20 protein-coding genes and 1 pseudogene are annotated in these 23,076 nt (G+C 54.7%); 9 read left to right on the top strand and 12 right to left on the bottom strand.

The genetic code is table 11. From position 1 onward, the window contains the following. Window positions 1-32: 32 nt before the first annotated feature. Window positions 33-566 carry a hypothetical protein gene (locus G462_RS0116185; protein ID WP_026959921.1) on the top strand — a complete coding sequence of 178 codons (534 nt, stop codon included), beginning with the start codon at window positions 33-35 and terminating at the stop codon, window positions 564-566. Continuing rightward, window positions 567-1,982 (top strand): DEAD/DEAH box helicase, encoded by a 1,416-nt coding sequence (locus tag G462_RS23075; RefSeq protein WP_051326803.1) that lies wholly within the window; start codon window positions 567-569, stop codon window positions 1,980-1,982. 148 nt (window positions 1,983-2,130) lie between these two features. Here G462_RS23075 and G462_RS23070 read toward each other — a convergent pair whose 3' ends face one another. The 10 genes and pseudogenes from G462_RS23070 to G462_RS23050 all read right to left on the bottom strand — a co-directional run. Then, a complete protein-coding gene (locus G462_RS23070; RefSeq protein ID WP_169720180.1) occupies window positions 2,131-3,591 on the bottom strand; it encodes a J domain-containing protein in 1,461 nt (486 codons plus the stop codon). 678 nt (window positions 3,592-4,269) lie between these two features. Next, entirely contained in the window at window positions 4,270-4,710 is a 441-nt protein-coding gene (locus G462_RS23065) for a cupredoxin domain-containing protein (RefSeq protein WP_157378652.1), read from the bottom strand. A 61-nt stretch (window positions 4,711-4,771) separates the two neighbouring features. Further along, a complete protein-coding gene (locus G462_RS24040; RefSeq protein ID WP_051326801.1) occupies window positions 4,772-5,311 on the bottom strand; it encodes a CueP family metal-binding protein in 540 nt (179 codons plus the stop codon). Window positions 5,312-5,374: 63 nt separating this feature from the next. Beyond that, window positions 5,375-8,485, bottom strand: a complete 3,111-nt coding sequence (locus G462_RS0116160) for an efflux RND transporter permease subunit (RefSeq protein ID WP_026959920.1) — start codon at window positions 8,483-8,485, stop codon at window positions 5,375-5,377. Further along, the gene (locus tag G462_RS25075) at window positions 8,478-10,406 is read right to left on the bottom strand and encodes an efflux RND transporter periplasmic adaptor subunit (protein ID WP_051326800.1); all 1,929 of its coding nucleotides are present in this window, start codon (window positions 10,404-10,406) and stop codon (window positions 8,478-8,480) included. The genes G462_RS0116160 and G462_RS25075 overlap by 8 nt, the downstream gene beginning before the upstream one ends. Window positions 10,407-10,411: 5 nt before the next feature. Beyond that, window positions 10,412-11,662 carry a TolC family protein gene (locus tag G462_RS0116150; RefSeq protein WP_026959919.1) on the bottom strand — a complete coding sequence of 417 codons (1,251 nt, stop codon included), beginning with the start codon at window positions 11,660-11,662 and terminating at the stop codon, window positions 10,412-10,414. Window positions 11,663-11,723: 61 nt separating this feature from the next. Then, a complete protein-coding gene (locus G462_RS0116145; protein WP_026959918.1) occupies window positions 11,724-12,164 on the bottom strand; it encodes a hypothetical protein in 441 nt (146 codons plus the stop codon). A gap of 78 nt (window positions 12,165-12,242) precedes the next feature. Continuing rightward, window positions 12,243-12,659, bottom strand: a complete 417-nt coding sequence (locus tag G462_RS0116140) for a MarR family winged helix-turn-helix transcriptional regulator (RefSeq protein ID WP_026959917.1) — start codon at window positions 12,657-12,659, stop codon at window positions 12,243-12,245. Next, window positions 12,647-13,546 carry a CDF family Co(II)/Ni(II) efflux transporter DmeF gene (gene dmeF, locus G462_RS0116135; protein ID WP_026959916.1) on the bottom strand — a complete coding sequence of 300 codons (900 nt, stop codon included), beginning with the start codon at window positions 13,544-13,546 and terminating at the stop codon, window positions 12,647-12,649. Before dmeF ends, G462_RS0116140 begins: the two co-directional genes overlap by 13 nt. Before the next feature lie 354 nt (window positions 13,547-13,900). Beyond that, window positions 13,901-14,569, bottom strand: a pseudogene (locus G462_RS23050) (MFS transporter); the annotation flags it as partial. A gap of 175 nt (window positions 14,570-14,744) precedes the next feature. On the opposite strand from G462_RS23050, the gene G462_RS0116125 reads away from it, so the two are divergent. Continuing rightward, on the top strand, window positions 14,745-15,008 hold the full coding sequence (locus tag G462_RS0116125; protein ID WP_026959915.1) for a DUF5062 family protein: 264 nt from the start codon (window positions 14,745-14,747) through the stop codon (window positions 15,006-15,008). Window positions 15,009-15,020: 12 nt separating this feature from the next. On the opposite strand, the gene pdxR is transcribed toward G462_RS0116125, so the two are convergent. Continuing rightward, entirely contained in the window at window positions 15,021-16,442 is a 1,422-nt protein-coding gene (gene pdxR / locus G462_RS23045; protein WP_035478010.1) for a MocR-like pyridoxine biosynthesis transcription factor PdxR, read from the bottom strand. A 105-nt stretch (window positions 16,443-16,547) separates the two neighbouring features. Between pdxR and G462_RS0116115 the strand changes: the two genes are divergently transcribed. From G462_RS0116115 to mgrA, 4 genes are all read left to right on the top strand, one after another. Next, window positions 16,548-17,267 (top strand): GNAT family N-acetyltransferase, encoded by a 720-nt coding sequence (locus tag G462_RS0116115; protein WP_051326799.1) that lies wholly within the window; start codon window positions 16,548-16,550, stop codon window positions 17,265-17,267. 29 nt (window positions 17,268-17,296) lie between these two features. Further along, window positions 17,297-17,749, top strand: a complete 453-nt coding sequence (locus tag G462_RS0116110; protein WP_026959913.1) for a GNAT family N-acetyltransferase — start codon at window positions 17,297-17,299, stop codon at window positions 17,747-17,749. A 74-nt stretch (window positions 17,750-17,823) separates the two neighbouring features. Beyond that, window positions 17,824-19,077 (top strand): sensor domain-containing diguanylate cyclase, encoded by a 1,254-nt coding sequence (locus tag G462_RS0116105; protein WP_026959912.1) that lies wholly within the window; start codon window positions 17,824-17,826, stop codon window positions 19,075-19,077. 193 nt (window positions 19,078-19,270) lie between these two features. Beyond that, window positions 19,271-20,293 carry an L-glyceraldehyde 3-phosphate reductase gene (mgrA, locus tag G462_RS0116100; RefSeq protein ID WP_026959911.1) on the top strand — a complete coding sequence of 341 codons (1,023 nt, stop codon included), beginning with the start codon at window positions 19,271-19,273 and terminating at the stop codon, window positions 20,291-20,293. Here mgrA and G462_RS0116095 read toward each other — a convergent pair. Further along, the gene (locus tag G462_RS0116095) at window positions 20,279-20,956 is read right to left on the bottom strand and encodes an SDR family NAD(P)-dependent oxidoreductase (protein ID WP_035478007.1); all 678 of its coding nucleotides are present in this window, start codon (window positions 20,954-20,956) and stop codon (window positions 20,279-20,281) included. The genes mgrA and G462_RS0116095 overlap by 15 nt on opposite strands. A gap of 251 nt (window positions 20,957-21,207) precedes the next feature. Here G462_RS0116095 and yegD point away from each other — a divergent pair, with 251 nt between their 5' ends. Then, window positions 21,208-22,578, top strand: coding sequence for a molecular chaperone (gene yegD / locus G462_RS0116090; protein ID WP_026959909.1), 1,371 nt, complete (start codon window positions 21,208-21,210; stop codon window positions 22,576-22,578). Between the two features lie 87 nt (window positions 22,579-22,665). Next, window positions 22,666-23,076, top strand: a complete 411-nt coding sequence (locus G462_RS0116085) for a cupin domain-containing protein (RefSeq protein WP_026959908.1) — start codon at window positions 22,666-22,668, stop codon at window positions 23,074-23,076.

The raw sequence follows: 23,076 nt of genomic DNA, 5'->3' as shown, positions 1-23,076 counted from the left end.
CAAACAGTTCCACAGACACGAAAGGCTCAAACATGCCCTCAGACATTCAAGCTCCGCTTTGCCAAGAAACCTTGCGCATTATCGATTCGTTCACAACTGATTTCAGTACATCTGAGCTTCGTTCTGAACTGCAAGAAACCGGTACGGTACTTGATGAACTCAGCAGTCAACAAGCACAAGCTTATGTCTACTACCGAATAAAACGACTAATTGCACGCGGTTGGATAGTAAAGGGGCCCTCATCAACAAAGCTAAAACCTCGTTATGAGAAAACCGAGTTGTTTGAGCCTCAATCACCTATTGAGTCAACCAAGGCTCCAGTAACCGAGCCTAACTCATCCCGTGTCAGCATGAGCTCAACGCTACAAGAGCGATTAAACAAGTATCGCGGTGAAATGTTGATCCTCCAGGGGGAGGCTGAAGAGTGCGATCATCTTTATGAGCTCTATCCAGAATTCAAAGCCTCACTCATGGCTGACTATCAGACGACTGTCGATGCGAAATCCGTGTTGCTGGGACGCATTCGTTTGCTCGAAAAGCAGCTGGCTCGACTAGAGGTGAACTAAGTGGCAGGACTACGAGCTTGGCAAACACAATGTGTCGAGAAAGCCTTAACCCTATACAAGCAAGGACGGAGAGATTTCTTCTGCCTGGCATGCCCGGGTGCCGGTAAGACACGTATGGCAGCTGAGCTAGCAGCGCGCTTGCTTGACCAAGGAAAAATAGACATCGTGCTCTGTTTCTCCCCTTCCGTGACGGTCTCTGAGGAGATACAGCGAACGTTTGAAAGACGCATAGCTAAACCGCTCGACGGCAATCTAGGCGCAGTTGGAGTGTCACTAACCTATCAGGCAATGGCCTCTAAAGATGAGGATTTTTGGGCCCTGTTGAAGAGCATGCGTACCTTAGTCATATTCGATGAAATCCATCACTGTGCGGGCTCCACGCCGGAACACGCGAACGCCTGGGGGGAAGCCGTTCTTGTAAATATACAGGACCGAGCAGAATACACCTTAGCTCTGTCAGGTACACCATGGCGATCTGACCGATTGCCAGTGACGCTGGCGCGATACAGCGATGAGTCCAACCAAGTTGCTTATGATTACAGTTACAATCTAGCCCAGGCGGTTGAAGACAGGGTGTGTCGAACACCCAATATGGTGCTTGTCGACAACAATGCGATCACCTTCGAGCAAGATGGAGAAACCAGCCAGTATGGTAGTCTTGAAGCACTCTTTAACGCGCGCAATGTGCGCTACGATGCAATTTTGTCACAACCCTCTTTTCTTCGTCACGCTCTCGGGGTAGCAGACACAAAACTGACTCAACTCAGAACCGTTAATCCCCAGTCTGCAGGGCTGGTTGTCGCTTCCACTATCAAGCATGCCTATGCAATTGCAACGATGTTAAGAACTGAGTTCCATCAGCAGGTTGCGGTAGTTCATCATGGGGCCCCAGAGGCACAGCAAGTTATTAGTCGCTTCAGGACTAGTTCTTCACCTTGGATTGTCTCAGTGGGTATGATCAGCGAAGGTACGGACATCCCCAGATTACAAGTATGCTGCCACCTATCTCGCGTTAAAACCGAACTTTATTTTCGACAAGTACTGGGCCGGATACTCCGCAGAACCGATGCTGTCAATCAACAAGCATGGTTATTTGCCGCAGCAATACCAGTGATCAAGTCCTTTTGTCTTGGTCTACTGGAAGATATCCCTTTTGCCGAGCTTCAAGAGAAAAGCTGTGAAAATGGGCTAGAGCTGACGATGCCGGGAACAAGCGTCCGTCCCGACATATCTACGTTCGGTGAGCCGGGTGACCTTAACTCAGAAATTTGTGGCGAACCCACCCAAAGTTTGGGGCAAAACGAGGTACCTTGGAAGATGAGGCTATCTGACACCTTTTCTCGCCGTTTAATTACACTTCGAAGCTCTCCTCTTTACCACGAAAGGCCGTTGATGGAGTCAAGAGATGTAACCTGATACGTTTTATCATCACACAAGAGACAGTATCGCTGCTGTTCCGAAACCTGTCGCCTCGATGACAGATACGACAGGCCCGAAATAACTGCAGTTGCGCTAAATTTAAATCCGAGAAAAGGATACACGTAAGCTTTACGTGCTATCGGACTCACATTATGAGTCCTTGTACTTCTACTTGATGCTGTCGGGTTTGGAACACTGTTCCATCATCGGTGGCATAAATGGCCCGTATGGGATCTTTTGTTGTCAGCTCTCCGACCCTCGTGCCAGTATGTGTGAACCACCTAAGCTGTTTTGCCGCAAGCAAACCAAACCCTGTTTGAGTAACCAGCAATCGCCCCTGCTGAAAGACATCGACACACGCCACAAGCGTGTCAGTTTTCTCTATCACATACAATCGAGTAGCCGTAAGGAAGTAAGTATACTGGCCCACTTCAACGATCTCCTTCGGACAAACACCAATATCGTAAACCACTTCAGGCTGCCCCTCAGGGGAGACTCTAGCGATCTTGCCCGAGTAAGTAGCAAGGTATGCCCCACCATCAACCCCAGCGAAGCTTGCTGCATAGACCCAATCTTGAGGGACTTCCCCAGTAATGCAGATTTCTAGGCGAGCCCCCTCTAACTCCAAGACATAATCGGGAGCGGTCTTAGTAAAATGCGTAACACCTGATTCTTCATAGTCAAGTGAGTTGGGGTCAACGCCCGTCAGAATCTCGAACGCCGCGTTAAGATCCTTCATTTTCTCGGTTGCAGCTGGGTCCCCGGAATTTCGGTCTGGGTGGTGAGCCAGTACCAGCTTTCGATACTGTTTCTTTATGTCCACCGGCGCAACAGGTAGAGACAGCCCTAACAGTTCTAGCGAATCCTCTACGTCCTGGGCAAGACCTGAACGATGACTGCGCTCTACTACACGCTTCCAACCCTCTTTTAGTGGCATAACAAGCCCCCAAATGGTCTTTCCTGAAGCAGTGCAACACCACACTTCGTCAGCTAGCGTAAATAGGTAGCGATCTCCCTCAGAAGCAGCATCTACAGCTCGCACCTGAGACTTTAGCTCTCCCCAATAATTAGTATCGGTGGAACGAAAGTGCTCAATAACACGCGAGTCTTCACCTAAGTTTGACTCGACTAAGGCATTTAGTTTCTCGTCGTAAATGCGAAGTACCCCGCCAGAATCTAATATAGCTAACGCACAACCACTGATTCCAGTTCGATAGGCATCATGGTTTAGTGCCTTCTCACTCACCAACGCTCCCTCACGATCCACCCTACGAAGTACGCTCTTTACCCCAGGCAGATCGATGCTAGCTCCCTGGCGATCAAGTAACCAAGTTCCCCTAGCATCTATAGAGATGACCGTGAAGGCCGGATCAGGACGCTCCTCTTTGATCAACTTTCGCTGGCTTACAAGCCCCCAAGGGGCATCTTCAGATGTTTGAAAAAGCTCAAGTGATGAGGAGCTTTCAACTGGTATCGGCAAGTAATTGTGCTTCTTACCCAGTTTATCTAAGTCTTTCAATATACGATTAAAGCGACGCAAATCAGCGTCCTTAACGTATTCAGGCAGCCGTTCAAGCAATTCAACTGATTGCTTCGCTGCTGCCATCAGCTGCCCAGATTTGATTCTCTGTGTTATCAACTTTACGTATGCTTTGGCTACCACCTCCCCAGCTGGCCCTCGTAGGTGCTCAAGAGGTAGACTAGCAGCAAGCTTGACGACTTTAGTGTGTTGTTTCTTGGAGCCGGCCCGGAGCACGGGGCCAATAAATGGGTCTTCGTAGTCTCGGTAGAGCTCGTGGCGCCTATCTACCTCCCACGTTGGTGGCGATGGTGGTAGTGGAACATATCGGGTTTGAGACCAATCGAACTCAGTAGGCTTTCCCCCTCTGCCATATTGATAGCTCTGACTTTGGACTGACGCTACTAAGCCATTAGCCTCCTTAGAGGCTGGGTTAAGATCTTTACCGAATGCTTTCTTAATAAAACTTAGCATGTTAGCAGCCAAATGTAGGTTTGTACTCGCCTAGATTAAGCGAAAATACGCTCTTGAGCAGCAACTAACGAGTGGTCTTTCGAAGTCTGGTCTATTCGTATGTCAAATCGAGTCAGGGAGTATCTTTGCTTCTCAACGCAGATAGTTTCGACTTTTACGATAGCAATGCCCCCCACCAACTGGCAACCAAAGCAATACCTCCTGCAAGACGAAACTCTCCATGGTTTTATTTAACCGTTTGATTAACCTCAGAAACTCGCAGTTATACGGTTAACGCCATAGTTATCATTGCTAATCGTTCTCGAACGGCCCCCAAACCTCAAACATCCCAGCCTCATAGTGGCCAGGAATGTTACACGCCACTTCCAGTTGACCACGGTGCGGCATTTGCCACGCCAAGGTCGCACGTTGACCAGCTTCGAGAGTGACTGCATTGCTTGAATGATGATGGTGGTGATAACCGCTATTGCGCATCTGCTCGCGATGCTCAGCCTGCTCAGTCGGCGAGCCCAACACAAACTCATGTACGATCTGACCTTGGTTGGTCACCACAAACTCGACCAGTTCGCCGGGCTTGAGCTCCGATAACGCTGGCTCGAACTGAAAACGCATACTATCTAGCATGGTGACCGACACGCTGCGCACCTGCGATTCGCTGGCCCATGCAAGTGGGCTGGCGGCGATTAGCATTGCCAGCAATGCGCAGCGACGCCTTGTTTTCCCTTTAGTCATATTGGCTGCTCCTTGATGATCGGGTCACTGGCAGCGCTTAAAGCCAGTGACCCGGCCAGATTTAGTGGTGGTGTTTATGATCGGTTTTGGTCAACTGCATGGTGGTGATACAGGTGCGACTTTGGGCGTCGGTGCTGAGCACTTCGCTGGCCATTAAATCGCCGTAGTGGAACATAAACTCATAGCGACCATCTTTAGGCATCCAGAAATCAATAAAGCCATCGTGCTGGGTGCGCACCATGGTGTTGTGCACCAGCTCTCCGGTGGCCAAGTCTTTCACCATCACATGCATTTGCGCATCGACCAACTCACCTTGGCAGCCGGTTGGCACATGATAGGTGCAAGGGTGGGTTTGATTCACGAAGGGCGCGATAGAGAGCAAATGGCTCTCGGTGGGAATGCTCACCTTCTCGCCATTGGCAAACTCGGTATCGATTTGACGCGGCAGCACCTTAACGCTGGCATCACCGCTGCGGTGCCACTGATGGGCCTGCTGCAATGCTTGCTCAGCTGACAGCTTGCGGTATTCGCTGGCGTCCATGGCCAGTGCAGAGTGTGCAGTTAGGCCCAGTAGCGTGGCGATAAGTAGTGATTTAGTCATGTTGTTCTCCTTATGAGCCCCGCCTGGCGGGGCATTAAATGCGATTAATGTTGTTAGCTTCGGTTAAAGTTGGTGGCTGTGCTGTTTCCACAGCTTGTAGATGGCAGGCAGTACCAATAGCGTTAACAGCGCCGATGACAGCGCGCCGCCGAGCATTGGCGCGGCGATACGACTCATCACCTCCGAGCCGGTACCAGCGCTGATTAACATTGGGATCAGGCCAATAATCACCGTCAGATCGGTCATCATCACCGGGCGGATCCGCTGCCCAGCCCCCTCACGGATCGCCTGCTCCAGCTGCTCGCGTCCTAACTGGCGGCCGCTAGCTTGGGCGGCTTGCCAGCTTTGATTGAGATATACCAACATGATGATGGCGGTTTCCACCGCCACCCCGGCCAGCGCGATAAAGCCCACCCCAACCGCGATCGACATGTTGAAGCCCAGCCAGTGCATTAACCAAAGGCCACCCACCAAGGCCAGCGGTAAGGTTCCGACAATAATGGCCACCTCCGCAAAACGGCGAAAACTCATGTAAAGCAGCAGGCCGATAATCACCAAGGTGGCGGGAATGACCATTCGCAGCTTATCCATGGCTCGTTGCATGTACTCATACTGCCCAGCCCAACTCAGCGAATAACCGGCGGGAAGGGTGAGATGCTGAGCCACAAAGGCCTGAGCGTCTGCCACGTAGGAGCCCAAATCACGCCCCTCAATGTCGACGAAAATCCAACCATTGGGGCGCGCGTTTTCGGTTTTGATCATCGGCGGGCCATCGGCAAAGCGCAGTTCGGCGATGTCGCCTAACAGAAGACGCTGACCAGCGGGTGTGATGATCGGCAGCGATTTCAGCTTCTCTAATGAGTCGCGATAACGCTGGGGATAGCGCAGGTTGATGGGGTAGCGCTCCAGCCCTTCCACGGTTTCGGAGACGTTCATACCACCCACCGCGGCGCTGGTCAGCTCATGGATATCGCTGATGCTCAGCCCATAGCGGGCCGCCCGCTGCCGGTCGATGTCGATGGTGATGTAACGCCCGCCCGCTACCCGTTCAGCGTAGGCTGATGCGGTACCGGGAACCTGCTTAAGTAGCTCTTCCAGCTGCTCGCCCAGCCCTTCAATCACCTGTAAGTCAGGCCCCGCAATCTTGATGCCCACCGGGGTTTTGATGCCGGTGGCCAACATGTCGATGCGGGTCTTGATGGGCATCACCCAGGCGTTACTCAAGCCCGGGAACTGCACCAAGCTGTCCAGCTCCTGACGCAACCCTTCGCTGGTCAGTCCGGGCCGCCACTCGGATCGCGGTTTGAGCTGAATGAAGGTCTCAATCATGGTCAGCGGCGCAGGATCGGTGGCCGTGTCGGCGCGTCCAACCTTGCCCCAAACGCTTTTCACTTCCGGGACGGTTTTGATCAGCTTGTTGGTTTGCTGCAACAGCTCGCGCGCCTTACCAATGGAGATCCCCGGATAGGTGGTGGGCATATACATCAAGTCGCCCTCATCCAGCGGCGGCATAAACTCGCTGCCCATCTGTGAGTAGGGATACCAAGAGGAGGCCAGCGCCAACAACGACAAGGAGATCACTGTTTTGGGTCGGCGCAGGCTAAAGTTCAGCATCGGCCGATAGGCAGCGATCAGCATGCGATTTAGCGGGTTACGTTGCTCGGCCAGGATCTTACCGCGCACAAAATAGCCCATCAGCACTGGCACTAGGGTAATCGCCAGTATCGCCGCGGCCGCCATGGCATAGGACTTGGTGAAGGCCAAGGGCGCGAACATCTTGCCCTCTTGCCCCTCCAGTACGAACACCGGTACAAAGCTTAAAGTAATGATCAACAGTGAGAAAAACAGCGGCTTGCCCACCTCACTGGCGGCTAGGCCTACGATTTGCCAGCGGTTGTGCTCGTTAAGTGGTGTTCGCTCGTTGTGCTTGTGGAGGTTTTCAATCATCACGATCGCGCCATCAACCATGGCGCCAATGGCGATACCAATCCCGCCCAGCGACATGATGTTGGCGTTGATGCCCTGCAGGCGCATCACCACAAAGGCGGCTAAGATCCCCAAAGGCAAACTGAGCAAGATCACCGTCGATGAGCGCAGGTGGAACAGGAACAGCGCACACACTAGCACTACCACTGCCAACTCTTTGAGTAAGGTTTGGTTGAGGTTACTGACTGCCTCTTCGATTAAGCCTGCGCGGTCGTAGGTCACCTCCAGCTCAACCCCTTCCGGCAAGCTGCGCTGCAGCTCGTTCAACTTAGCTTTTACTGCGGCGATTACCTCGCGGGCATTTTCGCCATAGCGCATCACCACTACGCCACCGACTACCTCGCCTTCCCCGTTCAGCTCAGATAGTCCACGCCGCATCTGTGGCCCAAGGCTTATCTTAGCCACCTCGCCCAACAGTAGTGGGGTACCGCGCTGACTCACTTTCAGCGGCAGCGCTTCAAGATCGCTGATACTGCTCAAATAGCCGCCGCTGCGCACCATGTATTCGGCCTCGCCCAGCTCAATCACACTGGCGCCGCTTTCTTGATTGCCTCGCTTGATGGCCATGCTAATGGCGCTCAGCGGCAGGTCGTAGGCGCGTAGCTTATCTGGGTCGACGCTGACCTGATACTGCTTCACCATGCCGCCAACGGTGGCCACCTCCGACACCCCCGGCACGGTTTGTAGCTCGTATTTCAGGAACCAGTCCTGCAAACTACGCAGCTGGGCTAAGTCATGCTGGCCAGTGCGGTCGCTCAGGGCGTAGGAGAAGATCCAGCCCACCCCGGTGGCATCCGGGCCCAGCTCGGGTTTAGCGGTAGCGGGCAGCCTACCACTCACTTGCGACAAGTACTCCAGCACTCGCGAACGCGCCCAGTAGATGTCGGTGCCATCCTCAAACAGGATGTACACATAAGAGTCGCCAAAGAACGAATAACCGCGCACCGTGGTCGCTCCCGGTACCGACAACATGGCAGTGGTCAGCGGATAAGTCACCTGATCTTCCACCACCTGCGGCGCTTGCCCCGGGTAGCTGGTCTTGATGATCACCTGAACGTCAGACAAATCAGGGATCGCATCCACCGCAGTGGTGCGCAGCGAGAACAGACCATACACGCCGAGCAGCAGCGCCGCACACAACACCAGGAAACGGTTGTTCAGTGAGCCGCGAATGATGGCTTCAATCATGCTCACCTCCATGTTCCATCTCGCTGTGGTCCATCTCGCCGTGATTCATGCTCGAGTGGTCCATGCTGCTGTGGTCCATCACGCCATGATTCATGCTTGAATGGTCCATGCCGCTGTGGTCCATCTCGCCGTGATTCATGCTTGAGTGGTCCATATTGCTGTGTGCCATCTCGCCATGGTTCATGCTTGAATGATCCATGCTGCTGTGGTCCATCTCGCCGTGATTCATGCTCGAATGGTCTATGCTGCTGTGGTCCATCCCTGCATGATTCATGCTTGAATGATCCATGCTGCTGTGGTCCATCTCGACGTGATTCATGCTCGAATGGTCCATGCTGCTGTGGTCCATCTCGCCATGATTCATGCTGCTGTGGTCCATCTCGCCATGATTCATGCTCGAATGGTCCATGCTGCTGTGGTCCATATCCGCGTGATTCATGTCGCCATGGTTGTGCCCATGTTGCCCACTCTCAAGCGGGCTCATTCCCAGCGGTGTTAGCCCAACAATCCGATAGTCGTTGCCCTGCTTTTCTACGGTAAAGCTAAGCTCGCGGCCCGGCTCAAGCGTTTGGCTGATTAGCTCTGGCTCGACCGGGAAATCCATCACCATCGCCGGCCAACTCCATTGCTCTACGGGTTGGTGATCGATGGTTAGCGCGTGAGACTTAACCGCCCGCACCACACCGGCAAGCTGGGCTTGCTCAACCCAACGATCCGGCGGGCCGATCCGGCTGAACTCGGCGGTCAAGCTAGACTCAGAATCGAGCATAAACTGCGCACTGGTCACCACCTGATCGCCCACTTCCAAGCCACCGAGGACCTCCACCTGATTGGCATTCTCTCGGCCAAGCTCTACCCGCACCGATTGATACTGTCCGCTTCCTCGGCGCATCACCACCCGGTTAAACTCACCGCCGTAGATCACCGCCTCGCGCGGGATAAACAAGCTGGGCTGGCCAGCTTCGGCCTGCAACTGCAGCTGGGCATACATGTTGGGCTTGAGTCGCTGATCGGCATTGTCGAACTTAACCCGAACCTGCAGGGTGCGGCTTTGCGCATCCAATTGGGGATAGATGTAATCCACTTCCCCTTGCCAAAGCTGCCCCGGATAGCTGTCAACCTGCATCACAGCACGATCGCCGAGGGCAAGCTGCTGGGCTTGGGATTCAAACAACTCAGCAATCAGCCAGATCTGGTCGAGCCGGGCGGCGCTAATCAGCTCTGAGGCCGGTGAGATAAATCCGCCTTCGGCCACGCCGAGGCGCATCACGTAGCCCGAATCAGGGGCGTAGTAAGTCACTTGCTCTTTAAGCTTGCCGCTGGTTAGCAGCCGCTCGATAAACCCCTCATCGACCCCTAGAAAACGCAGCCGCTGGCGCGCCGCATTGAGCATTCGCTGGTTGCCTAATGCCTTGGCATTGAGCAGATCATCTTGCGCCTTCACTAACTCGGGCGAGTACAGGGAAAACAGCGCTTGGCCTTTTTCAACCCACTCCCCTTCGGCGCGAACATGCAGCTGTTCCACCCAGCCAGACACCCGGGAGTTAAGCTGCCAGCGGCTATCCTGATCCAAGCTGAGGCTGCCGGTTGCTCGAACCTCCTGCACAAATGCCCCTTGTTGCACCTCGGCTAAGCGCACCCCAAGATTGTTCTCGACGCTGGCATCGATGGTGACCATGCCTGGTTCGCGGCTCGCGCCGGCTTCCTCATAGACGGGGACAAGGTCCATCCCCATCGGCGACTTACCTGGCGCATCGCGCCGGTAATTTGGGTCCATCGGTGCGACCCAGTAAAGCGGCTGAGGCTCGCCGCTGTCACTGGCCATCGCCCCCTCAAAGCTCAACCCGCTATGTTGGCTAAGCCATACACCGCCAGCCAGCCCGAGAGACATACTCACCGCAGCAATAATTAATCGACTCATGGTGCTTAGCTCCCTTGAAAGTAACGAATTTGCGCCAAGGCCTGATTGGCCTGACTATCGAGCTGCAACAGCTCGAGCTGCAGCATCAGTTGTTGGCGGTGGCTTTGGATCACCTGATTGAAATCGCTGGTCGTCGACTCAAAGCCCTGCTCCACCGCGTCGATATGTGCCTGGGCCTGAGGGAGTAACACCTGTTGATAGTGGCGTCGTCGCTGTTGCAACAACTGGTAGTTGGCGATGGCCGCGTTGAGCATGCCGTTCATCTCTTGCAGCAGCATGTCACGCTCGGCGAGCGCCATACCACGCCCATGCTCAGAGGCGATCAGCTGTTGGTTTTGCCGCTTGTCGGTAAACAGCGGCAAGTCCATGGTGACAAAGCCGCTAAGCATGTCGCTGCGCTGGCTGCCATCAAGCTCGCGCGCTCGGCGGTGCCCATAGCCCAGCTCTACCTTGAAGGCCGGCTTGAAGCGCTCTTCGGCAAGCGCGATACGGGTGTCAGCCTGGGCGATGGCATTGAGGCTCGCCAGTAGACTGGGGTGCTGCAGTAGCAGATCGCTGTGGTTGTACTCATCGCGCTGGCTGTAGGCCACGGTAGTAGGCCAGTCGGCAGCAGCGGGCAGCAACTCTTGCCCGGCAGAAGGGCCAACTAAGCTTATCAGCATGGCGCGCTGGCTATGCTCCAGCTGTTGGTAGCGCTGGGCTTGGTCGGTCAGTTGCGCCAGTTGTAGCTGGCCTTGGAGTAAGTCCTGGCTCTGTTTCAGCCCCAGCTCAACCTGGCGCTCAATATGACGCAGGTTTTGCTCCAGCAAGCGCTGGTTTTCAGCCACCAACTGCTGGGCCTCAATCACATAGCTGAGCTGAAACCATAATTCGCGCACTCGGCGACGGATCTGCAGCGCACGCTCGGCCTGTTTCTCAGCGCTTTGCTGGGCTTGTAGCTGGTAGCCTTCGGCGGTGAGCGTCAGGCTGTCGCCACGGGAAAACTGCTGACTAAGCCCTACCTGTAACTGGGTCATTGGGTCTTGGTCCAGCGCGAAGCTGTCGGTGGGCAGCCCCTGCACACCAAAGCGCAGCATCGGGTCTGGCAGCTGTGAGTTGGCAATAGCCTGGGCACCCAAACTGGCTTGCTGCTGGCTATAGCGCTGATTGGCAGGGTCCAGCGCTAACGCCAGCTGCTCTGCCTGCTCAAGGCTGAGGGCGGCCCAACTGCTCAGTGGCAGCATCAGGCTCAAGCCCACAATAAATTTGGAAAACATCGGTCATCCTACTGTTGTTGTAATGGGGAGTAACCCCTTGGTTTAAACGGATCTCGGGCGTTTAAGCCAACAACAGCGGCGGTTTGTAGAGAGGATCGGGGCTTACTGAGGGAATAAACGACAGCGGGGGCTCGCTGTGGATATCTGGTAGCGACAGATTGCGCACCAAGGCGCTGCCGCTGTCTAAAAATGACATCTGGCAGGCCATGATTTGGCAGATTTGCTGACACTGCTCGGCGGCTTCGTCATGACGCTCAAGCGCCGAGTGACAAGGATGTTTTGACGACTCGCAATCAGCGACATCGCTGGTAGTCATTTGCTGAGAGGCAGCAGAGTGATGCGCATGCCCAGAGTGCACCGAGTGTGCGTTATGCGGCTCAAGCTCACTGAACGATGCTGAGCTGGCAGCGTTCGCCGCCGCATGGCCAAGCGCCATCACCGAATGACTCGGTAATACACTTAACAGCATCAACAATGTCAGAAAGTAAGCGCGTATCTGCATCAGCTCGATTGAAAGTCCTTATGAGGTCTGAGTAACAATAAAGCTTAAACATAGCTTTAAGGTCAAGCGTTTTTTCAGCTAAAACTCGCGATTCATTTTCTCCAGGCAGCCTATCAGCTCCGACTCCTGCTCAGGCGAGATGTGCCGGGTTAGCTCCTCCACCAAGGTTAAGTGCATTTGATTGTGGCGTCGATGAATGACCTCACCCTCCTCGGTAAGCACCACCACTATGGCACGGCGATCCTGCGGATGGGCGCGGCGTTCAATTAGCCCGGCGCGAACTAGCTTGTCGACCTGCACCGTCAAAGTGCCGGTGGTCACGCCCAGCTTTTCTGCCAACTCCTTCATGCGCATAGCGCCACAGCAGCCAAGCACCTCGATGGTATGGACCTGAGCCAAGGAGTAGTCGGTCTCCTTGACCACCGATTGCTCCCACGATGACATCTTGTCGTAAAACTCGGTGAGTAGCCGATTCAGTCGTTCTAGTTCTGCCATGGGCTTGGGTGTACCTCTATGGTTAGGTGGCTAATCTTATCAAACCGGGCGAGCAGCTGCCGATACTGCTGCACGCTCAACGAACCATCCGACTCTAGAGTAATTGCCGCGTTGTAGTGGTGGCCGCTAATCTTCCAAATATGTAAATCGGTCACCCGCGCGGTCTTGGATAATGCAGCCTTGATCGCCTCGCGATACTCGGCGTCAATACTCTCATCAAGCAATACCGGGCTGGTTTGACGGAGTAGGTTGAATGTCCATTTACCAATCACTAAAGCGCCAACCATGCCCATCACCGCGTCCAGCCACTGCCAGCCGTAGAACTTCGCGAACACCAACGCGACGATCGCCAGCAGCGAGGTAAGGGCATCTGCCAACACATGCATGTAGGCGGCTCGAAGGTTGTGATCGTGATGATGGTCGTGGCCATGCTCGTGATGATGGTGATGATGGTGATGATCACCCAGCAAAAACATACTCACCAGGTTGACCAGCAGCCCTACCACAGCCACAACGATTGCCTCGTTAAACTGGATCTGAGTGGGGTTGAACAATCGATGCAGCGACTCGGTGAACATCAAAAGCGCGACAATGCCCAGCGCTATCGCACTGGTAAAGCCGCCAAGCACACTGACTTTGCCGGTACCAAATGAGAAACGTTCATCGTTTTGATGCGCTCTGGCATAGCGATAAGCGAACAAGGTAATGCAAAACGCCGCCGCATGGGTCCCCATATGCCAGCCATCGGCAAGTAAGGCCATCGAGCCATACACGCTACCGGCAGTAATCTCAATCACCATGGTGACAAGGGTTAGCGCTAGCACGTAGAAGGTGCGCTTCTCTCCGTGGTGGTTATGGGGCGAGAAATCATGTTGATGGGCTGTCAATGGTCTTCCTTTACCTTGATAACCAAACTATATAGTTTAATTATATTTTGAGTATCAAACAATTTAAACTAAATGATAAGCTATCGATTAGTACCTCTACTGCCAGCTTGTTAGATTATTGAGGGGTATTTAGACTGAATCCGGGAATGTGATGAAGCTTTGATTTTTGCAACTCTTTTTGTAAAGAATAAAAGCTACATTCTTGCTTAGTTCGATTGTTTGTTTTGGCGGGTGTGTTCACCTTTTACTATTTCGTGCTTAATTGTAAAGTACCTGATTTTTATTTTATCTTAATTTACAACAACTTAAACAAAATAACTTGCAGTTTCGTGTATTAATCTTTCGGTATAAAGGGAACACCACAAAGATCTGCCGGCGCGCGCCGCTGAAGAAGGTCAGCAGGTAGTAGAGCCAATAGCGACGCCTTAGCACCAGATGCTTGTGCTGCTCATGATGGGTGGGAAACAGCGGATAGCGCAGCATCAGGTACACCACTGCGAGCACGCTGACACCGCCAAAGCCGAGGTACAGCCATAGGTAATCTAACTCCAACCAACGATAAAGCACCCATAGTGAGGCATAGGCCAAGATAGCCGCGGCGCCTTTTACTGCCAGCGCCTTGCCCATAAACGCGGGCGTTTGATCCTTGGAGACCCACTGCAGCGTTAGGCTCTGGTTGAGCGTTTCGAAGTAATGAAAGCCGATGGACATGAGCACCGTGGTGAAATACAGCCCCGCCACCGAGGGGAACAGCCCGGTGATGGCGATCCCCACCGCCAGGGTAAGCAAGCTTATCAGCGCCAGTCGCTGCTCTTTTATCGGCAGTAGTGCAAACACTACGGTAAAGGCGAGAAAGCCCGGCACCTCGCGCAGGCTCTGCAAGATACCGATTTCGCGGCCGGTAAAGTTGGCCACGTCGATACTGAAGTTATTGATCAGCACCATCCAAACCGAAAAACTGAATGGCATCACAAATGCCATCAATAACAATAAGCGCTGCTGTTGCTGTTCCATTGCCTTCATTGCTGAGCTTGGCCTCCCGCCAAAGTCGATTAAACGGATATACCCGAACAACCTCGAGATACAGGATTCAGAGCATCTTGAGCTTGCTCGGGTATATTTTATAAAAATGTGCTGCGACGTGACTTAGCAAGCCCGGCAAAATCGGTTAACGTGGCTTAAAAAAGGAGTCGTGACAGTGAAAACCTATAAGCACGAAGCACAGATGTTGAAAAAAGCCCTGCAAGTGGGCGAGCTATACGCCCAGCAGCGCGGTTTTGCCAAATTCCCAGCGGGCACCTCAGAAAAGGATAAGGTCGCGGCCATCTACATGCTGCTCGCCGAAGATAAACAACTTACTCCCCTGCCCAAAGATAAGCAAACTGGCCCAGAGATGCGCCACAAGCTGGTGCTGTGGCTAGCCAAGCAGTTGCCCGAAGACCACTACCTGCTGGAAACCTAAAATCAGCCTGAACTAATCGGCTGAGCGACACAGCTCAGCCAGCTTCGCTACCGCCTCGCTAAGCTGCGCCTCTGAGGCGGCTGAATAGCCGAGCAGCAACCCCTGCCTCCCCTCACCATGGAACTGTTTTGACAGCGCCGGGGCGTGGATCCCACACTCCTTCAGTTGCGCTTGCAGCGCTGAATCGCTAAGCCTTAGACGCTTCTTGGCGTACACCGGCATCACCATGCCACCGTCGGGCAGCACTGGCTGGAAGTACTCCGCCAGCTGCGATTCGATCAACTGATAAAGGTGGTCGCGGCGGCGCTGATAGAGGCGGCGCATCCGCCGCAGGTAGCTGTGAAACTGTGGCTCGGCGATAAACTCCGCCACCACCGGCTGCATCGGCACCGAACACAAATTTCCCAAGCGTGACTGGGCTGCAGTAAAGCGCTCCACCAACTGCTCAGGTACCAGCAGATAACCGACCCGGAGCGAGGGGAATAGCACCTTGGAGAAGCTGCCAGCCAGCAGCACCGAGGAATCTGTCATTTGCTGACTCAGCTGCCACAAGGTTTCGGGTGTGCTGCGCCGGTAGATAAATTCGGCGTCGAAGTCATCTTCCACCAAATAAGTGCCATGCTCGCGCGCATAGCTTAGCCAAGCCATGCGCCGTTCTCGGCTCATCAGCGTCGAGGTCGGATACTGCTTGGCCGGGGTCATCCACGCCAAGCGGCAGGGCTCCGAGGCTAGTTGCATTCCTTCAGCGTCGACCGCGCAGGGATGTAGATTGGCGCCGTGGGCCAACAGCCCTTGGCGTAGTGGCGGATAGCAGGGGTTTTCCAGCGCAACGGAGTTACCACGTTCTAGCAATGCGGCATAGATCAGCGCCAAGGTGTCGCGGCTACCGGCAGTCACAAACACCTGCTCGGGTCGGCATTGCACACCACGTAATCGCAGGCTGTAGTCGCAGATCGCTTGTTTTAGCGGATGATAGCCACCTGCCGGGACTTCGCACAGCATCGTCAGATCGGGCTTGGCCCATACCCGATTCAGACAGCGCCGCCACAAGGCAAAGGGGAATTGCTCCAGATCGCCACTGCTGGCAAAGGCTGGGTTTGCGTGCTTGGCTGGCGAGGTTTGCACATGACTTGCCGCCGACTGGCGCTGGGCTGAGGATGCTGTCGTAGGCACCGCTGCCACATAGTAGCCCGAGCCAGGCCGTGCCCGCACCAAGCCTTCAGCCACCAGCACCTCGTAGGCATTTAACACCGAGGTGCGCGATACTCCGAGCTGCTCCGCCAGCTTGCGGGTAGCCGGCAGGCGGCTATCCAATGCTAAACGTTGCTCGCTTATGAGCTGGCGCAGCTGCTTGGCAAGGCTTAGATAGCGCTGCCCTCGCGCTACATCGTTCAGACGCAGGTTGAGCAGTGCCAATGCATCGTTAAAGGCCATGATTGGTATGCTTAAATTATGCAAAAGTGGTTATTTTTAAAATACCAAATCAACCCTAGCATGAGTATCCATACACCGTAGTTATTATGAGAAAGCCCAGATACCATGCACAACAGTTACAACGATAAGCGCTCAGCTAGCTTGCCCATCGGTGAGCCCCTGCCAAACTGGTCAGGCGCATCAGTTCCCAGCGGACAAACACTTAACGGCCGCTACGTAAGGCTTGAGGCCATCGACCTCGCACGCCATGCCAACAGCTTGTATGCCGCCTATATCCAAGATACCAACGCCACAACCTTCACCTACCTAAGCTATACCCCTTGGGCAGACTATCCGCAGTTCCAGCAGTGGTTGGAGACACTAAGCAGAAGCCAAGACCCGCTGTTTTATGTGTTGGTCGATCAGCAAACCGACAATACAATGGGGCTGGCCAGTTATTTGCGGATCGACCCTGAACAAGGTGCCATCGAAGTCGGCCACCTGCATTTCTCGCCCGCCTTGCAGCGTTCACGACTAAGCACCGAAGCTATGTATCTGATGATGCGCCACGCCTTTGACGAACTTGGCTATCGCCGCTATGAGTGGAAGTGCGACAGCTTGAATCAGGCCTCGCGCAATGCCAGTGAGCGCTTGGGCTTTATCTATGAGGGCACCTTTCGCCAAGCGCGGGTGTATAAACAGCGCAACCGCGACACTGCGTGGTTTTCGATTATCGATAAGGAGTGGCCCGCGCGTAAGTCTGAGCTAGAGCAGTGGTTGGCGCCAGATAACTTCGACCAACACGGGCAACAAAAACTCAGCCTCACGACGATTCGCAATAGCTAGCACTCAATGACCGAAAACAGGGAGGAGTCATGGGCATCACTATTCGACCGCCGCAAGCCGAAGATTGGCAACAGTGGCAAGATCTCTACGCGCAGTATGCAGCCTTTTATCAGGTTGAGAGTAGTCAGCAGATGCGCGCTAAGGTATGGACGTGGATTAGCGATCCTAATAAGCCCTTTTATTGCCAACTGGCAGTGGATAAGCAGCAGCGTATCGTTGGGCTCATTCATTATCGCAGTATGCCCTCACCGCTGCGCGCCGCCGAGGTGGGCTTTCTCGATGACCTGTTTGTTGCGCCCGATGCCCGCCGCCAAGGGATCGCAAAAGCGCTGCTGCTCGCCCTGCAACGCGAAGCTATCGCTCACCAATGGCCCTGCGTCCGTTGGATTACCGCCCATGACAACCATACGGCGCAGGCACTGTACCAACAGCTAGCCAACAAGACCCATTGGCTGACCTACCAAATGGATCCATCGCTATGAACTTATGCTGATAATTTGAGCAAGTAGCTATGCCTGCCTAGACTTGCTACTTAAGTATTAGATCTGGGCAACGCATGGAACCATTCGATACCTTCAGCAGTTTTTATGGCATGGTCATCCACCGTGATTTCGAACCCTTGTACGTCGACGATTACTATGCCCGGGTGTTTGGTTACCGCAGCGCAGAAGAGATCATGTCTCTGGGTAGCCTGCTGCCTCTGATCGATGAAAGCGACCACATCGAGGCAAAACGTGCCTACCAAGCAGTGATGGATGGTGAAGAACCGCCGCGAAGCCGCATCTTTAAAAACCGCGATAAACACGGCAATGAGCTCACGGTACTCACCGTAGACCATATCACCGAGTGGGGCGGCCAGCCGGCACTGCAAATCTCCATTGTTGACCTGAGCGCGCAGATCGATGCCAGCAAGCGCCTCGCGGCCAGCGAGCAACGTTATCGGGCGCTACTAGAGAGCTCACTGCAGGGCATTGTGGTGCATCGCGACTTTACCATCTTGTTTTGCAACCGCGCCGCCGCCGAGCTACTTGGCTACGACGACGACGCCACCTTGATGCGCATCTCCAGCCTCAAGGATGTGTTCTTGCACGAACAGCAGCCGCTTACCGAGCAGCAGTATCAACAGCTGATGAGCAAGGGAGAGGCGATCAATGAGCAGGTGCTGCAGCTACAGTTGGCCGATGGCTCCCAGTGCTGGGCGCAGTTGTCTCAATCGCGGGTGCTATGGGGCGACGAAGCGGCGGTGCAGATCCTGATGCTCGATTACAGCGAGCAGTACTATCGCCAGCAGCAATTGGAGCTGCGCGCCAACTACGACAACCTGACCTTGCTGATGAACCGCTGGGCGATGACCACCACCTTGCAAAAAGAGTTCTCGCTGTGCCGCAAGATGCAGCGCCCCTTGTGCGCCCTGCTGTTGGATGTCGACAACTTCAAGCAAATCAACGACACCCACGGCCACAACTGTGGCGATGAGGTGCTCAAGCAACTCGCCTGGTGCTGTAAGCAGGGCATCCGCGACAGCGACCACGCCGCCCGCTGGGGAGGTGAGGAGTTCTTGGTGCTGCTGCCGTTTGCCCCGCTCGCTCGCGCCTGTGAGATTGCCGAGCAGCTGTGCGACACCATCCGCAAGCTGGAAGTGTTTAACCAACATACCCGGGTGCCGCTAACGGTGAGTATCGGCGTTGCTTGTTTAAGTCCGCAGGACCACACCGCACTGAGCTTGGTGGACCGCGCCGACAAAGCGCTTTACCAAGCGAAGCATAGCGGTAAAGACCAAGTGCAAATTGCCGACGGAGACGGTGAATAAGCTTGCCCGACGTTTCCACCAGCAAGCCTGTGAGAGCTATCTACCCAACAGCAATCTGCGTGAGAACTTTCTATGTGAGAGCTATCTGTGTGAGAGCAGTCTCAGTTCACCTTGCTGATACTCGCTCCGGTCAGATAAACCCTTCACACTAGCCGGGTAAACGATTTCCCGCTTTCTGGATACCGAGGCCCCCATGGATATCAACGATAAATCTGCCCTGCTCCCCTATCATGCAAATCTACAACGTTACCAATCAATGGATTACCGCCAGTGCGGCCACAGTGGGGTGCGGCTGCCGGCATTGTCGTTGGGCCTGTGGCACAACTTTGGCTCGGTAGACAGTTATTTGCAGGCACAGCATATCGCTCGCAAAGCCTTCAATCTGGGGATTACCCACTTCGATCTGGCGAACAACTATGGCCCGAGTTACGGCAGCGCCGAGCAGAATTTTGGCCGGATGTTGCATAGCGACTTTGCCAGCCACCGTGATGAGCTGTTTATCTCCACCAAGGCGGGCTACGACATGTGGCCGGGGCCCTATGGGCGTGGCGGCTCACGAAAGTATCTGGTCTCCAGTCTAGATCAAAGCCTAAAGCGGATGCAGCTGGAGTATGTGGATGTGTTCTACCACCACTGCCCCGACCCGGATACCCCACTTAGCGAAACCATGCACGCGCTGAGCGATATCGTACGCAGTGGTAAGGCGCTCTACGTAGGCATCTCTAACTACCCCAAAGAGCTGGCAGAGCAGGCTATCCAGTTATTGCAACAGGCGGGTACGCCATGTTTGCTACATCAGGCGCGTTACTCGATGTTAGATCGCTGGGTGGAAGATGGACTGCTGGATACCCTAGAGCAAGGCGGCAGTGGCTGCATTGCCTTCTCACCGCTCGCCCAAGGGCTGTTGACCGATCGTTACCTGCAAGGGATCCCACAAGATTCACGCGCCGCCAAAGCTATGACCTACCTGGAGACCCAGCGGGTGGAGCAGGCACAGCCGCAACTAAACGCGCTCAATCAGATTGCCCAGCAGCGCGGTCAAAGCCTGTCTCAGCTAGCCATCGCTTGGCTTCTCAAAGACCCGCGGGTCAGCTCGGTGTTAATCGGCGCTAGCTCCCCTTCGCAACTGGAGAACAACGTTGCAGCCTTAGATAACCTGCAGCTAGCGGACGACGAACTCTCAGCCATCGAAGCCATCTTGTCACCAGGCAATTAACTGCTTGTCACGGAACAGCCCGCCGCTCGGCCCCTCGGGCGGCAAAGTCGCCAGCCAAAGTGCGGTTTCAGCTCCCTGCTGCGGGCTTCGCTCTGCTTGATCGCCGCCCATACGCGGGCGCACCCAACCCGGACAGGTGGCGTTAATCTTGATGTTCTGGCCGATATCGTGAGACATGATGGCGGTCAGTGCATTTAGCGCAGCCTTGCTCAGGGAGTAAGCAGCAGGTCCCGCCAGCCCCTCGTGAAATGAGCCCCAGCCCGATGAGACATTGACGATTCGCCCGTAGTTACGCGACAACATGCCCGGCAGTATGGCCTGAGCGAGCTGAAACGCTGACCAGAAATTCACCTGCATCGCAGCTTGCAAGGTGGCCAGGTCCACCTCCATGATCCCGCCCTGATTAAGCACCCCAGCATTGTTCACCAACACATCGATTCTCGGGTGTTGCGACGGCAGCTGATCAATATGTCCAGCTAACTGCACCGGATCGCCCAGCTCCAACTCCACCGCGGTGACGCTGCCCAGGGTAGCCAGTGCTCTCTTCTGCCCCGCCGCCAAGCTGCGACAACCGAGCAGCACGTGATAGCCCTGACTGGCAAGCCCGCTCACGATAGCCTCGCCAATGCCCCGGTTCCCTCCGGTAACTAATGCAGTTTTCATCCTTGTCTCCCTCAAATTGTGCATGCAGCCCTGTTCTAGTTAGGCAATGCTCTAGCGGACCGGATTAACTAAGCAATCCTTACCAAGAAAACCGCCCCACCAAGAAACACTATTGGTTACTTTGTTATATAAACAAATCATCGCCACTGAGTGAACACGATTTGAGCACTGGCAGGCATAGGGATAGCGCTTTACTTAGCCTGCAGACTTGGTTACTCTGCGCGGCTTTTTGCTAAACAGGGCGCGCATCCATGACCACCTCATCCATCGCCGGTTTTGACTTCGGCACCTCCAATTGCGCGCTGGGCGTTGTTGACGCTCAGCAGCCTCGCTTGTTGACCTTGCCAGAGCATGGCCAGTACATGCCTTCAACCATGTTTGCCCCCCATGCCGATATGATTTCCGGCTGGTTGTTTCGCGCCCTTGAGCAGCATGGGTTGGAGCAAGCCTACCAACAGGCACGCAGCGAAACCCTGAACAGCAGCTTGCGCGCCATGCGCGAGTTAAAACTGGATGGCTACGGCGACCAGCTCAGCTTCGGCAAACACGCCCTGCATGAGTATCTCGATGACCCTGGCGACTGTTACTACGTGCGCTCGCCTAAGTCTTTCCTGGGTGCCTCCGGCCTGCCAGAGCGCCAGCAGCAGCGTTTTGAGGATATCTGCGCGGCAATGATGCTACACCTTAAGCAGCGCGCCGAGCAGGTCCATGGCCAACGCCTAGAGAAAGTGGTGATCGGTCGCCCGGTTAACTTCCAAGGGCTGGATAGCGAGCAGAGCAACCAGCAAGCGCTGGCGATCCTCACTAAAGCGGCCAATTTTGTTGGTTTCAAGCAGGTCGAGTTCCTGTATGAACCGATGGCCGCGGGCCTGGCCTATCAGCACCAACTGAGCGAGGAGCGCAAGGTGATGGTGGTGGATATCGGCGGTGGTACCAGCGATGTCTCGATGCTCACCATGGGCCCCGGTTATCTGGACAGCCATGACCATCAACAGTTGGTGCTGGGCTACAGCGGTGAGCGGATCGGCGGGAATGACTTTGATATTGCCCTGAACATGGAAGCGCTAATGCCCGAGCTGGGCGCGGGCATGGCCCTCAGCAGTGGTCGCAACGTGCCCGGCGCGCCGTTTTGGGATGCCGCCGCGGTAAACAACTTCCCGGCGCAGATGCAGTTCTACTCCAAAGAGACCCGCCTGCTGATCCAAGATTTGATCAAGCAGGGTGCTGCGCCGCTGAAGCGTTTGCAGACCTTGCAACAAGAACGCATGACCTACCAACTGAGCGCCTGTGCCGAACAAGCCAAGATTGCCCTTAGCCAACATGCCAGCAGCCAAGTCGAACTAGACTTTCTCGATGATGGCCTCAGCACCGAGGTAAGTCAGCAACACTACCAGCAAGCCTCAGATAAGCTGCTGAGCAAGATCATTGGCTTGGCTGATCAGGTGGTCGCTCAGGCCGGTTGCCAGCCCGACCAGCTGTTCCTTACTGGCGGTAGCGCCAACTCACCGCTGGTTAAGCAGGCCCTTGAGCAGCATTTCAAACTGCCGATGATCAGCGGCGATAACTTTGGCAGTGTTACCTCGGGGCTAGCATTATGGGCAGAGCGCATCTATCAAAACTAACGCGGCTCAGTAAGAGAGATTACCCGCAAACTCAGGTTGCCCGCTAAGCTAGAGAAAGCGATAGGTCCACTAGCACGGAGCGTAAGCATGGATGGCAACCTGTTCCAAGACCTCCCCAAACAGCTCGAAAACGAGCTGTTCTCCAGCTTAATCGACACCAAAGGCGTCAAGATTGAACGGATCCTCTCCCAAGGCCAATGCTCGGAGCCCGGCTTTTGGTATCAACAAGATCAGCATGAGTGGGTAATCGTGTTGCAAGGCGCAGCCATACTGCGCTTTGACGATGCCCCCAAAACACAGCTAAAAACAACACAGCCAGAAACGACACAGCCACAAGAAACACGGCCAAAAGAGATGCGCCTAGGCCCCGGAGATTATCTGCTCATACCCGCAGGAGAGCGCCACCGAGTGGAGTGGACCGACCCGGCGCAGCTGACAATTTGGGTGGCGGTATTCTTTGATGATAGCCCTAAGCTAGGTCGAGATGATAGACGCTAA

Origin of the sequence: Aliagarivorans taiwanensis DSM 22990, assembly GCF_000429505.1 — a bacterium.
GTDB classification, from domain to species: domain Bacteria; phylum Pseudomonadota; class Gammaproteobacteria; order Enterobacterales; family Celerinatantimonadaceae; genus Aliagarivorans; species Aliagarivorans taiwanensis.
Note: the sequence above shows the minus strand (reverse complement) of the source record. Positions and strands in the feature narration are given on the sequence as shown.